This window comes from Pseudomonas sp. PS02302 (assembly GCF_029959585.1).
In the GTDB taxonomy this organism is placed as follows: Bacteria; Pseudomonadota; Gammaproteobacteria; order Pseudomonadales; family Pseudomonadaceae; genus Chryseomonas; species Chryseomonas aestiva.
The window spans coordinates 1-12,715 of sequence record NZ_JASCON010000037.1; the positions used below are offsets into that span (position 1 = coordinate 1).

Consider the following 12,715-nt stretch of genomic DNA (forward strand, 5'->3'; position numbering starts at 1 on the left):
AGTCAGCCGAGGGGGCAGAACGGTAGCGGGACGCGGCGCACCGGGGACCCGGTGCGCGCGAGGATCAGTGAAACACTTCGGCGATGAAGGCCGCGCCGATGAAGGTGCCGAAGCTGGCGATCAGCGAAACCACCACGATGCGCCAGCCGAGGCGACGGAAGGCCGGGATGTCCTTGGCAATGGACAGGCCGGCGAAGGCCAGCATGGGGGTGATCAGCGCCATGATGCCGACCGCGTTGTGGGCGGCGGTGATCTGCGGCGCCAGCGGGCACCAGGGCGAGGTCAGGAACATGGCCACCAGCGATACCCAGCACACCGCTGGCACCTTGCGGCGGAACAGCTGGCAGAGCAGTTCACCGACGAAGGCCGCCAGGATCATCACCGCGACCCCCAGGAAAGCAGCCGGTGGCAGGGTCTTGCTCATCACCAGGGTCGCCAGCAGCGCCAAGGCGCCCGAGGCCAGCCAGGCGCTGAAGCGTGCCGACCAGCCCAGTTCCACGGGTTCGTCCACCACGCCGGCATCCACCGAACTCTGCTGGAAGGAAGCCTTGGTGGTACGGCCGATGCGCGGCTCCATCACCCGGTAGCCCCAGACCGCCAGCGGCAGGGAGATGAACAGGGTGAAATAGGTGCCCAGGGTCAGGGTGATGAGGTTGGCAGCGGCGGCCAGGGCCATGACCTCCTTGGCCATCTCGGGCGTCTGCTGGGCGGCGATGGCACCGGCCGCGGCGGCCATGATGCTGCCCGAGCCCAGGCCGGCGCCCATGGCCAGGGAATAGGGGTGGAAGATGTTCAGGCTGGCGATGAAGCCGGCGACGATGGCCATGAATACCGCGCCGAACAGGGTGCCGGTCAGGTACTCGGCGAGCACGCCGCGACCTTCCGGGGAGTCCATGCCATAGCGTTCGCTGATGATCGCCAGGCTCGGTTCACGCCCCACCGAGAAGGTGGCACCGATGGCCTCGCGCTTGATGCCCAGCAGCAGGGCCACCGGCAGGCCGAGCAGGATGGTGCCGACGAAATGCCCCAGCTCCTGGAAGGCCAGTGCCCAGCCGGCGGCGATCACCGTGGGCAGCGAGCCGCCCACCACCAGGCCGAGCTTGGCGATGAACACCAGCAAGGCGTATTGCAGAATGGCCGCCGAGCGCACCTGGGCGCTGCGGTCGATACCCACCCCCAGCGGCATGCGCTTGCCGACCTGCCCCACCGCTGCACCCAGCAAGAGCGCCCAGATCATCGGCAGCAGCACCACCTTGCCCGGCCCCAGCGGTATGGTGAGGGAGCCGATCAGCTCGGCGATCAGCAGCACCAGTGCTGCCCAGATGTAGAGTCTGACGGTATTGCTGACGGCTCGGTCCTGGCCCACGGCCAGCGTCGGATTGGCGCTCATTCTTCCCCCTGCGGCCCGCTCGCGGGCTCGGTTGTTGGTCTGGTTGGCAGTCGCGAGCGACTCAGAGCGACCAACAAAACTACTGCGCGTCCGCCAGACGGGTGCGTGCGGTGCTCGGAATCCTCATGTACCGCTCGTACACTTCAGTTCCTGCGCGCCGCGCGCACCCGCCTGACAACCGCTCGCTACGTTTTGTTAGCCGCTCTTAGGCCCGCTGGGCAGAAAAGGGCTCCGCTAGGGAGCAGGACCCGGTCGTTCTGGAGGCCTGGTCGAGGTCGCGCGCCTGGCGTGCCGGAGGGAGGAAGCCCAGCGCGGACGGGGTCTCGCATGGGGCTTCGCGCCGTTCCGGAGCTCTGCGTCGCGGGCCTTGGCCTGGCCGGGGCGGCCGTGGTCTTGGCCCGAGTATGGACAGCGGCCTGTTCTCTCTCCAATACTGGAAATGGCCTTTTCCGTTGCCTTTAAGAGAACACACGGATGCGTGGAATTCACGAACAACGCTTGCATTATTTCGTCGAGGCGGTGCGCCTGGGCAGCGTGCGCGCCGCGGCTGACGCCCTGGATATCGCCCCTTCCGCGGTCAGCCGGCAGATCGCCCAGGTCGAGGCGGAGCTGGGTGTCGACCTCATCGAGCGCCACCGCCGCGGCATCACCCCAACCGAAGCCGGACGTCTGGTGCTGGACTATTTCCGCCAGCGCCAGACCCAGCTCGACGGCCTGAGAGACGCCATTTCCGATCTCCAGGGCCTGCGCACCGGCCGGGTGGTGCTGGCCATCGGCGAAGGCTTCATCGGCGATCTGTCGTCCAGCCTCGGTGACTTTTCCGCGCGGCATCCAGAGATCGAGGTCAGGGTCAACGTGGTGGGCACCAATGAGGTGATCCGCCAGGTAATGGAAGACGAGGCGCAACTGGGGCTGGTGTTCAATCCGCCACGCGATCCGCACCTGCGGGTGCATGGCAGCCGTGGACAGCCGCTCTATGCGCTGGTGGCACCGGAGCATCCGCTGGCCGCGACCCGCGGCCCCGTGACCCTGGCGGAACTGGGCGAGCATCGGCTGGCGCTGCCGGACATCTCCTACGGCATCCGCCAGATGCTCGACGCCGTGGAGCAGGCCGCCGGCCAGCGCCTGGCGCCGACCCTGACCTGCAACACCTTCGCCCTGCTCAAGCACTATGCCCAGCAGGGCGGCGTGACCCTCTTGCCGCTGTTCGCCGCCACCCAGGAACTGGACAGCGGCGCCTTGCGCGCCCTGCCCCTGGCCGATCCGGGTTTCGCCCGCGCCCACGTCGAACTGGTCACCCGCCTGGGGCGCAAGCTCAGTCGCGCCGCGGACGAGTTGCGCACGGCCATGGTGCAGCAGATGACCGCCTTTCGCTGAGCGTCGGCGGCGCTCGCTACAAGCGGCCTAGACCGGCAACTCCTGGCGCACCAGCTCGGCCCACAGCCGTACGGCCGGCTCGATGATGGCGTCGTTGAAGTCATAGGCCGGGTTGTGCAGCGGTGCCGAGGGCTGGGCGCCGTCGACGCCCAGCCAGAGATAGGCCCCCGGGCGCGCCGCCAGCATGAAGGCGAAGTCCTCGGAGGCCATGGACGGCGGTACGCCATCGCTGACCCGCTCGGCGCCAAAGGCGGTCACCGCCGCCTGACGTACCCGCGCCGCCTGCTCGGGATGGTTCTGGGTCACCGGATAGCCCCGGGTGAACTCCAGCTCGCCGCGCACCCCCTGGGCCAGCGGCGCCTGGGCGACGATCTCGCCGATCAGCCGCTCCACCTCTGCACGCACCGCGCCATCCAGGCAGCGCACCGTGCCCCTGAGTCGCGCCACCTCGGGGATGACGTTGATGGCCTCCCCCGCCTCCAGCATGGTCACGCTGACCACCGCGGCGGCCAGCGGCGAGATCCGCCGGGCGACGATGGTCTGCAGCTGCAGGATCAGGTCCGCCGCGGCGACGATGGGATCGCGCCCGCGCTCGGGCATGGCCGCGTGGCAGCCCTTGCCGGTCAGGGTGATGGCGAAGGTGTCCAGCGAAGCCATCATGGCGCCCGGATTGACCACCACCTGGCCGGCCGGCAATCCCGGCCAGTTGTGCAGGCCGTAGAGGGCGTCCATGGGAAAGCGTTCGAACAGGCCGTCCTCGATCATCTTCTGGGCGCCGCCAAGATTCTCTTCGGCGGGCTGGAAGACGAAATAGAGGGTGCCGCGGAAATCGCGGTTTTCGCTCAGGTGGCGGGCGGTGGCCAGCAGGATGGCGGTATGGCCGTCATGGCCGCAGGCGTGCATGCGCCCGGCGGCGGTGGAACGGTGGGGAACGTCCCCCACCTCCTGCATCGGCAGGGCGTCCATGTCGGCGCGCAGCCCCAGGCTGGGACCCTCGCCATGACGCAGCACCCCGACCACGCCGGTACCGCCAAGGCCACGATGGACCTCCAGGCCGAAGCCTTCCAGCAACTCGGCCACCCGCGCCGCGGTGCGGTGCTCGGCGAAACCCAGTTCCGGATGGGCGTGGAAATCGCGACGCCAGCTGCGGGCGTCGTCCAACAAGGCTTGATGGATGGTCATCTGTTACTCCAGGCTGGCGCCGTAGCCAAAGCCGGCGGCGGGCACCGCGGCGGTTTCCACCCAGACGCTCTTCACCTCGCTGTATTCGCGCAGGGCGTCGAGGCCGGAGGAGCGACCGTAGCCGCTCTCGCCATAGCCACCGAAGGGCGAGCTGACGTGGATGGTCTTGTAGCCGTTGACCCAGAAGGTGCCGGCGCGCACGCCACGGGCCACCCGGTGGGCACGACCGACGTCGCGGGTCCAGACCGCCCCGGCCAGGCCGAAGCGGCTGTCGTTGGCGATGCGGATGGCGTCGGCCTCGTCCTTGAAGGGAATGGCCACCACCACCGGCCCGAAGATCTCTTCCTGGGCGCAGGTCAGGCCGTTGTGACCGGCCAGCACCGTGGGATTGACGTAGTAGCCGGTCCCGGCGGGCAGCGGCTCGACGCCATTGGCGACATGCCGCGCCCCTTCACCCAGGGCGCCTTCCACCATGTTGCGTACATGGGCGAATTGCTTGGCGTTGTGGATCGGACCGATCTGGGTCTCGGGATCGCTCGGATCTCCCACCTTGAACTGGCTGGCGGCGCGGGCCACCGCCTGGATGAAGCGCTCGTAGATGGCTTCCTGCACCAGCAGCCGCGAACCCGAGACGCAACTCTGGCCGGCGCCGGAAAAGATCGCCGCCTGGGCGCCGCGCACGGCGAGGTCCAGGTCGGCGTCTGCGAAGACGATGTTGGCCGACTTGCCTCCCAGCTCCAGCACCACCGGGATGCAGCGCTGGGCCGCGGCAGCGGCGATGTGCCGGCCGGTGGCCGGCGAGCCGACAAAGACCACCTTGCGGATGTCGGCGTGGGCGATCACCTGCTGGCCAACGGTATGGCCCTGGCCGGCGAGCACGTTGACCAGGCCCTTGGGCGCACCGGCGCGTTCCACCAGCACGCCCAGCAGCAGCGAGGTCACCGGGGTCAGCTCGGAAGGCTTGAGGATCACCGCGTTGCCGGCGGTGATGGCCGGGGCGATCTGCCAGCCACCGGTGAAGATCGGCGCATTCCAGGGGGTGATCTGCAGCACCGTGCCCAGGGGTTCGTAGGTCACGTAGTTGAGGTGGCTGGTGGGCACCGGGATGACTTCGCCATGCAGCTTGTCGGCCCAGCCGGCGTAGTACTCGAACATCTCGGCGACCTTGAGCACCTCGACGCGGGCATCGCGGATCGGCTTGTTGGCGGTCAGCGATTCCAGCTGCGCCAGGGCCTCGGCCTCCTCGCGGATCAGGGCGCCGACGCGATAGATGATGCGCCCACGCGCCTGGGCGGTCAGGGCGCGCCATTCCTCGCGCGCCCGGCGGGCGGCGGTATCGGCGCGCTCGACCACGGCCAGGTCAGCATCGGGGTAGCTGTAGGCCGGGCTGTCGTCATGGGCGTTGCGCACGGTGATCCGCTCGCCGCTGCCATCGACGAAGGCGCCGTCCACGTAGCTGGCGACCTGCTGGCGGTCGCCCCAGAAGGGCTTGAGCAATTCCAGTGTCTTGGCGTTCATCATGATCATTTCCCCTTGCCGAACAGGTCTTCGCTGGTGCGTCGCGCGATGGCGCAGAAATCCTCGCCATCGGCGAGGGTCTCGGCGCTGGCCTTCCAGGCCTGGGCGGTGGCCGCGGCCAGCGGCAGGTCGAGGCCGAGTTCGGCGATGAGTTGCTGGGCCAGGCCCACGTCCTTGCGCATCAGGCCCATGGTGAAGCCGGAGTCATAGGCCTTGTTCAGCACCCAGGTGGGGAACATGCCCTGGCTGGCGGCGCTGCGCCCGGAACCGGCATTGATGCCTTCGAGCAGCTTCTCCGGGGCGACGCCGGCACGGGCGGCCATGGTCACCGCCTCGGCGGTGGTGATCAGGTGCGCCGCGGCGAGCAGGTTGTTGGCGATCTTGGCGATGTTGCCGGCGCCCACGGCACCGATGTGCACCCGGGTCGCGCTCATGGCTTCCAGCGCCGGCAGCGCCTTGGCCAGGGCCGCCTCGCTGCCGCCGATGACCATGGTCATGGTGCCGGCCGCGGCACCGGCGGGGCCGCCGGAGACCGGGGCATCGAGGAAATCGGCACCGACCTCGGCGAAGGCCGCCGCTACCCGGCGGCTGGTCTCCGGGGTGGAGGTGGTGGTGTCGACCACCACGGTGCCCGGCCGCACGCGGCTGACCAGGCCCGCCTCGCCCAGGCACACGGCCTCGACGTGCTCGGCCTTGGGCAGCGACAGCACGATGACGTCACTGCTGGCGGCCAGGGCCACCAGATCGCCGGCGATGGCCACGCCCAGGGCAGCGACCCGCTCGCAGGCGGCGCTGGAGGGATCCAGCCCGGTGACGGCAACGCCCTTGCGCGCCAGGGTGATCGCCATGTTGCCGCCCATGTTGCCGAGTCCGATGACCCCGACCTGCCTGCCCATGCCTTGTTCCTCTTCTTCGAATGGGTGGTGGCCGACCCGTTGGCCGGCCCCTTGCGATCGAGTATGGGAGGCCCCAGGCATCACCACCAATACGGCATTCGGACTTTCATGTTGCGCAAAAGGCAACGTCAGACGAGGGCACCAGCATCGTGCAAAGGCGCGATTCGAGGGCACCGCTCGGCCCCAGACTGGTGCAGGGCAACCGGTCGCGTAGCTGCGTCTGGCGGCAAGGCGCCAGTCCCCATGCGCCTTGCGGACGCCTGGCACAGTTCCTGAAAAGGCGCCCTGGCTGGCCCGCAGTCCAGCCCAACAACAGCGCACGTTCGCTCAGGAGCCTTTCGCATGAAGCGCCGTCCCCTACTGAAGACCACCCTTGCCGCGTCCGCCCTGCTCATGAGCGGCCTGTTTCCCTGGAGTGCCGCCCACGCCGCGGACACCATCAAGGTCGGCATCCTGCATTCGCTGTCCGGCACCATGGCCATCTCCGAGACCTCGCTCAAGGACATGGCGCTGATGACCATCGACGAGATCAACGCCAAGGGCGGGGTACTGGGCAAGAAACTGGAGCCCGTGGTGGTGGACCCGGCCTCCAACTGGCCGCTGTTCGCCGAGAAGGCGCGCCAGCTGGTGACCCAGGACAAGGTCGCGGTCACCTTCGGCTGCTGGACCTCGGTCTCGCGCAAATCGGTGCTGCCGGTCTACGAAGAACTCAACGGCCTGCTGTTCTACCCGGTGCAGTACGAAGGCGAAGAGATGTCGCCCAACGTCTTCTACACCGGCGCGGCGCCGAATCAGCAGGCCATCCCGGCGGTGGAATACCTGATGAGTGAAGAAGGTGGCGGCGCCAAGCGCTTCTTCCTGCTGGGCACCGACTACGTCTATCCGCGTACCACCAACAAGATTCTCAGATCCTTCCTGCACAGCAAGGGCGTGCAGGACAAGGACATCGAAGAGGTCTACACCCCCTTCGGCCACAGCGATTACCAGACCATCGTCGCCAACATCAAGAAGTTCTCCGCCGGCGGCAAGACCGCGGTGGTCTCCACCATCAACGGCGACTCCAACGTGCCCTTCTACAAGGAACTGGGCAACCAGGGCCTGAAGGCCACCGACGTGCCGGTGGTGGCCTTCTCGGTGGGCGAGGAAGAACTGCGCGGCATCGACACCAAGCCGCTGGTGGGCCAGCTGGCCGCCTGGAACTACTTCGAGTCGCTGGATAACCCGGTGAACAAGAAGTTCGTCGAGGCCTGGAAGGCCTATGCCAAGGCCAAGAACCTGCCCAACTACCAGACCGCCGTGACCAACGACCCCATGGAAGCCACCTATGTCGGCATCCACATGTGGGCCCAGGCGGTAGAAAAGGCCGGCAGCACCGACGTCGACAAGGTCCGCAAGGCCATGGCCGGCCAGACCTTCGCCGCGCCGGACGGCTACACCGTGAAGATGGACGAGAAGAACCACCACCTGCACAAGCCGGTGATGATCGGCGAGGTCCAGGACGACGGTCAGTTCAACGTCGTCTGGCAGACCGAGGGCCCGGTCCGCGCCCAGCCCTGGAGCCCCTACATCCCCGGCAACGACAAGAAGTCCGACGAACCGGTGAAGAGCGGCAAGTAACGGCCAGGCCTCACCCTAGGCCCCTCTCCCCCGAGGGGGAGCGAAGCCTGAAAGATGGCACCCCGCTCCTACCCCCTCTCCCCTGGGGAGAAGGTTGGGGTGAGGGCCAAAGCCGTGCCGAGGCCAATAGCTCGTCCCCCCTCTCCCTCGGGGAGAGGGTTGGAGTGAGGGCAAAAGGCGTTCCGTAGCCAATAGCTCTTCCCCCTCTCCCTCGGGGAGAGGGTTGGGGTGAGGGCAAAAGGCGTTCCGTAGCCAACAGGAAACACCCGCACCACCACGGATCCGCTCCTCCCCCTCTCCCCCCGGGAGAGGGCCGGGGTGAGGGCCCGCCAGCGCACCCGGCCACACGGCCCGGTGCCCGGCACCAGAAACGAGGCCACGCCGCCCTCCCCCGGGAGACGTCGCGCAGGAGCCTTTACCCATCGACGAGGCCGAGCATGTCCCTACGCCTTTTTCTTCTGCCCCTGCTGTTGCTGCTCGTGGGCACCGCCCAGGCCGGCCCCGCCGCTGAACTGGCCGCCGCCAGCGCCAACGACCAGGCCAAACTGCTGCAGGACTGGGCCGCCGCGCCTGATCCCGCCCAGCTGCCGGTGCTCCAGGCACTGCAGGACGGCCGCTTCTATGTCGACGAAGACAGGCGCCCCTTCTACAAGACCGGCGATAGCTACAGCGCCGCCGAAGGTGAGGCCACGGCGCCTACCGGCACGCCCAAGCAGATCCGGCTGAACAACCGCCTGCGCATCCTCATCGGCGCTGCCCAGGCCAGCGGCGGGCTGCTGTCCACGGATGCCGGCGTGCGCCTGGCCGCCGCCCAGGCCCTGCGCCAGGAGGCCAAGCCCGAGCAGCGTGCCTTCCTGGAAAAACGTCTGCAGAGCGAAGCCGACAAGGAAGTGCAAGGCGCCCTCGCCGCCGCCCTGGCCAACCTGCAGCTGACCGATGCCGATCCCGCCGTGCGCCTGGCCGCGGTACGCCTGCTCGGCGAATCCGGCGAGCCCCAGGCCAAGACCCGCCTGCAGGCCCTGCTCGATCCCGCGGTGGAAGCCAACGAAGACGTCCGCAAGGCCGCCGCCACCGGCCTCGCCCAGGTAGACCGCAAGCTGCTGCTGGGCGATCTGCTCGGCCAGGCCTTCACCGGGCTGTCGCTGGGCTCCATCCTGTTGCTCGCCGCCCTGGGCCTGGCCATCACCTATGGCCTGCTCGGCGTCATCAACATGGCCCATGGCGAGATGCTGATGCTCGGCGCCTACAGCACCTATATGGTGCAGCTGACCCTGCAGCGCCTGGCCCCCGAGTGGCTGGCCTGGTATCCGCTGCTGGCACTGCCGGTAGCCTTCGCCGTCACTGCCGCCATCGGCATGGCGCTGGAGCGCACCGTGATCCGCCATCTTTATGGCCGACCGCTGGAAACCCTGCTGGCCACCTGGGGCATCAGCCTGATGCTGATCCAGGCGGTGCGGGTGCTGTTCGGCGCCCAGAACGTCGAGGTGGCCAACCCGGCCTGGCTGTCCGGCGGCATCCAGGTGCTGCCCAACCTGCTCCTGCCGTGGAACCGGGTGATCATCCTCGGCTTCGTGGTCTTCGTGCTGGTCCTGACCTGGGCCCTGCTGAACAAGACCCGGCTGGGTCTCAACGTGCGCGCCGTGACCCAGAATCGCAACATGGCCGCCTGCTGCGGCGTCCCCACCGGGCGCATCGACATGCTCGCCTTCGGCCTCGGCTCCGGCATCGCCGGCCTCGGTGGCGTGGCCCTGTCGCAGATCGGCAACGTCGGTCCGGACCTCGGCCAGAGCTACATCATCGATTCCTTCCTAGTGGTGGTGCTCGGCGGCGTCGGCCAACTGGCCGGCAGCGTACTGGCGGCCTTCGGCCTGGGCATCGTCAACAAGATCCTCGAACCCCAGATCGGCGCCGTGCTGGGCAAGATCCTCATCCTCGGCCTGATCATCCTGTTCATCCAGAAGCGGCCCCAGGGCCTGTTCGCCCTCAAGGGGAGGGTCATCGATTGAACCAGCCACTCGCGCTTACCGCTGTGCAGAAGGCCGGCCCGCGCCTGAGCCTGGCCGTGCTCGGCCTGGCCCTCGCCGTGCTGATCGCCCTGCCGCTGCTGTCCCTGCTGCCGGCCGACAATGCCTTCCAGGTCTCGGCCTACACCCTGACCCTGGTGGGCAAGATCCTCTGCTACGCCATCGTCGCCCTGGCGCTGGACCTGGTCTGGGGCTATGCCGGGATGCTCTCCCTCGGCCACGGGCTATTCTTCGCCCTCGGCGGCTACGCCATGGGCATGTACCTGATGCGCCAGGCCGCCGGTGACGGGCTGCCCCCCTTCATGAGCTTTCTCTCCTGGACCAGCTATCCCTGGTTCTGGGCCGGCACCGACCATTTCCTCTGGGCGCTGTGCCTGGCGGTGCTGGCCCCCGGTCTGCTGGCGCTGGCGTTCGGCTTCTTCGCCTTCCGCTCGAAGATCAAGGGCGTCTACTTCTCGATCATGACCCAGGCGCTGACCTTTGCCGGCATGCTGCTGTTCTTTCGCAACGAGACCGGCTTCGGCGGCAACAACGGCTTCACCGGCTTCACCACCCTGCTGGGCTTTCCGGTGGCCGCCCAGGGCACCCGCGCGGTGCTCTTCCTGCTCACCGTGGCTCTGCTGACCGCCAGCCTCTGGCTGGGCTGGCGCCTGGCGCAGAGCAAGTTCGGCCGCATCCTCACGGCGATCCGCGACGCCGAGAACCGGGTGACCTTCTGTGGCTACGATCCGCGCGGCTTCAAGCTGTTCGTCTGGGTGCTCTCGGCGGTGCTCTGCGGCCTGGCCGGCGCCCTCTATGTGCCCCAGGTGGGCATCATCAACCCCAGCGAGATGGCCCCGACCAACTCCATCGAAGCGGCCATCTGGGTCGCCCTCGGCGGACGCGGCAGCCTGATCGGCCCGGTGCTCGGCGCCGGCATCGTCAACGGCGCCAAGAGCTGGTTCACCGTGGCCTTTCCCGAATACTGGCTGTTCTTTCTCGGCGCCCTGTTCATCGTCGTCACCCTCTATCTGCCGCGTGGCGTGATCGGCCTCATCAAGAAGGAGCGCGACGCATGAAAGCCGCCCCCATCCCTCCCACCGCCGCGGAAGTGCTCGATCCCGGCATCGGCGCCGAGGCCAGCGGTCTCGGCCATCGCGCCGGCACGGGCCTGGACACCCGCCATGGCACCATCCTCAGCCTGGAAGGCATCGAGGTCAGCTTCGACGGCTTCAAGGCCCTGCGCGACCTCAATCTCTACATCGGCGTCGGTGAATTGCGCTGCATCATCGGCCCCAATGGCGCCGGCAAGACCACCATGATGGACGTCATCACCGGCAAGACCCGCCCCGACCGCGGCAGCGCCTGGTTCGGCGAGACCCTCGACCTGACCCGCCTGCAACCGGTGCAGATCGCCCAGGCCGGCATCGGCCGCAAATTCCAGAAGCCCACGGTGTTCGAGGCCCTGACCGTCTGGGAGAACCTGGAGCTGGCGCAACGGACCGACAAGTCGGTCTGGGCCAGTCTGCGCGCACGGCTTTCCGGCGAGCAGCGCGACCGTCTGGAAGAGGTGCTCACCACCATCCGCCTGCAGGAGTCGCGCGGGCGCACCGCCGGGCTGCTGTCCCACGGCCAGAAGCAATTCCTCGAGATCGGCATGCTGCTGGTGCAGGAGCCGCAACTGCTGCTGCTCGACGAACCCGTCGCCGGCATGACCGACGCCGAGACCGAATTCACCGCCGAGCTGTTCAAGTCGCTGGTGCCCCGGCACTCGCTGATGGTGGTGGAGCACGACATGGGCTTCGTCGGCAGCATCGCCGACCACGTCACCGTGCTGCACCAGGGCCACGTCCTCGCCGAAGGCTCGCTGGACCAGGTCCAGGCCAACGACCAGGTAATCGAGGTGTATCTGGGGCGCTAGCGCCGCGCCGAACTGAATGCATATCGCGGCCATGGCGGTTCGCCGCTGCGACCGCTCCTACGTAGGAGCGGCCCATGGCCGCGATCAAAGAATCTCCCCGAGGCCCCCATGCTCCAGGTCAACGAACTCCATCAGTACTACGGCGGCAGCCACATCCTGCGTGGTCTGTCCTTCGACGCGCCCATCGGCGAGGTCACCAGCCTGCTCGGCCGCAACGGCGTCGGCAAGACCACCCTGCTGCGCTGCCTCATGGGCCTGATCCCGGCCAAGCGCGGCAGCGTCACCTGGGAAGGCCAGGACATCACCGCCCGCAAGCCGCACCAGCGGGTGCAATCCGGCATCGCCTACGTGCCCCAGGGCCGCGAGATCTTTCCGCGCCTCACCGTCGAGGAAAATCTGCTCATGGGCCTGTCGCGCTTTCCCGCCCGGGAAGCCCGCGAGGTGCCCGAATCCATCTACGAACTCTTCCCCGTGCTGCGGCAGATGCGCCAGCGTCGCGGTGGCGACCTCTCCGGCGGCCAGCAGCAGCAACTGGCCATCGGCCGCGCCCTGGCCAGCCGCCCGCGTCTGCTGATCCTCGACGAACCCACCGAGGGCATCCAGCCCTCGGTGATCAAGGAGATCGGTACCGTCATCGCCCATCTCGCCAAGCGCGGCGACATGGCCATCCTGCTGGTGGAGCAGTTCTACGACTTCGCCAGCGAACTGGCCGACGGCTACCTGGTGATGTCCCGTGGCGAGATCGTCCAGCGCGGTCGCGGGGTCGACATGGAGGCCGAGGGGGTGCGCGGACTGGTGGCGATCTGAGTCA

General features: G+C 68.1%; 9 protein-coding genes, 1 other RNA gene and 1 pseudogene. 7 read left to right on the forward strand and 4 right to left on the reverse strand.

What is annotated here, in order from left to right:
* Positions 1–64 precede the first annotated feature (64 nt).
* The gene (locus QMX82_RS13900) at positions 65–1,390 is read right to left on the reverse strand and encodes a DUF3100 domain-containing protein (RefSeq protein ID WP_133862297.1); all 1,326 of its coding nucleotides are present in this window, start codon (positions 1,388–1,390) and stop codon (positions 65–67) included.
* 125 nt (positions 1,391–1,515) lie between these two features.
* Here QMX82_RS13900 and QMX82_RS13905 point away from each other — a divergent pair.
* Positions 1,516–1,591: non-coding RNA, sX9 sRNA (locus tag QMX82_RS13905), on the forward strand.
* Between the two features lie 273 nt (positions 1,592–1,864).
* Positions 1,865–2,767, forward strand: a complete 903-nt coding sequence (locus QMX82_RS13910) for a LysR family transcriptional regulator (protein WP_133862298.1) — start codon at positions 1,865–1,867, stop codon at positions 2,765–2,767.
* A 27-nt stretch (positions 2,768–2,794) separates the two neighbouring features.
* Here the strand turns inward: QMX82_RS13910 and QMX82_RS13915 are convergent, their stop codons facing one another.
* From QMX82_RS13915 to QMX82_RS13925, 3 genes and pseudogenes are all read right to left on the reverse strand, one after another.
* Positions 2,795–3,949, reverse strand: coding sequence for a M20 aminoacylase family protein (locus QMX82_RS13915; RefSeq protein WP_133862299.1), 1,155 nt, complete (start codon positions 3,947–3,949; stop codon positions 2,795–2,797).
* 3 nt (positions 3,950–3,952) lie between these two features.
* Positions 3,953–5,470, reverse strand: coding sequence for an aldehyde dehydrogenase family protein (locus QMX82_RS13920; RefSeq protein ID WP_282284527.1), 1,518 nt, complete (start codon positions 5,468–5,470; stop codon positions 3,953–3,955).
* Positions 5,471–5,472: 2 nt separating this feature from the next.
* Positions 5,473–6,369, reverse strand: a pseudogene (locus tag QMX82_RS13925) (NAD(P)-dependent oxidoreductase); the annotation flags it as partial.
* Between the two features lie 336 nt (positions 6,370–6,705).
* Between QMX82_RS13925 and urtA the strand changes: the two are divergent.
* The 5 genes from urtA (at position 6,706) to urtE (ending at position 12,711) form a co-directional block, all read left to right on the forward strand.
* Positions 6,706–7,980 carry an urea ABC transporter substrate-binding protein gene (gene urtA, locus QMX82_RS13930; RefSeq protein ID WP_187981015.1) on the forward strand — a complete coding sequence of 425 codons (1,275 nt, stop codon included), beginning with the start codon at positions 6,706–6,708 and terminating at the stop codon, positions 7,978–7,980.
* A gap of 437 nt (positions 7,981–8,417) precedes the next feature.
* Positions 8,418–9,986: an urea ABC transporter permease subunit UrtB gene (gene urtB / locus QMX82_RS13935; RefSeq protein ID WP_282284533.1), complete on the forward strand. Its 1,569-nt coding sequence runs from the start codon at positions 8,418–8,420 to the stop codon at positions 9,984–9,986.
* Positions 9,983–11,062 (forward strand): urea ABC transporter permease subunit UrtC, encoded by a 1,080-nt coding sequence (urtC, locus tag QMX82_RS13940; protein ID WP_059316373.1) that lies wholly within the window; start codon positions 9,983–9,985, stop codon positions 11,060–11,062. Before urtB ends, urtC begins: the two co-directional genes overlap by 4 nt.
* Positions 11,059–11,904: an urea ABC transporter ATP-binding protein UrtD gene (gene urtD / locus QMX82_RS13945; RefSeq protein WP_133862304.1), complete on the forward strand. Its 846-nt coding sequence runs from the start codon at positions 11,059–11,061 to the stop codon at positions 11,902–11,904. Before urtC ends, urtD begins: the two co-directional genes overlap by 4 nt.
* Positions 11,905–12,012: 108 nt before the next feature.
* A complete protein-coding gene (gene urtE, locus QMX82_RS13950; RefSeq protein ID WP_282284537.1) occupies positions 12,013–12,711 on the forward strand; it encodes an urea ABC transporter ATP-binding subunit UrtE in 699 nt (232 codons plus the stop codon).
* The last annotated feature ends 4 nt before the right edge of the window (positions 12,712–12,715 follow it).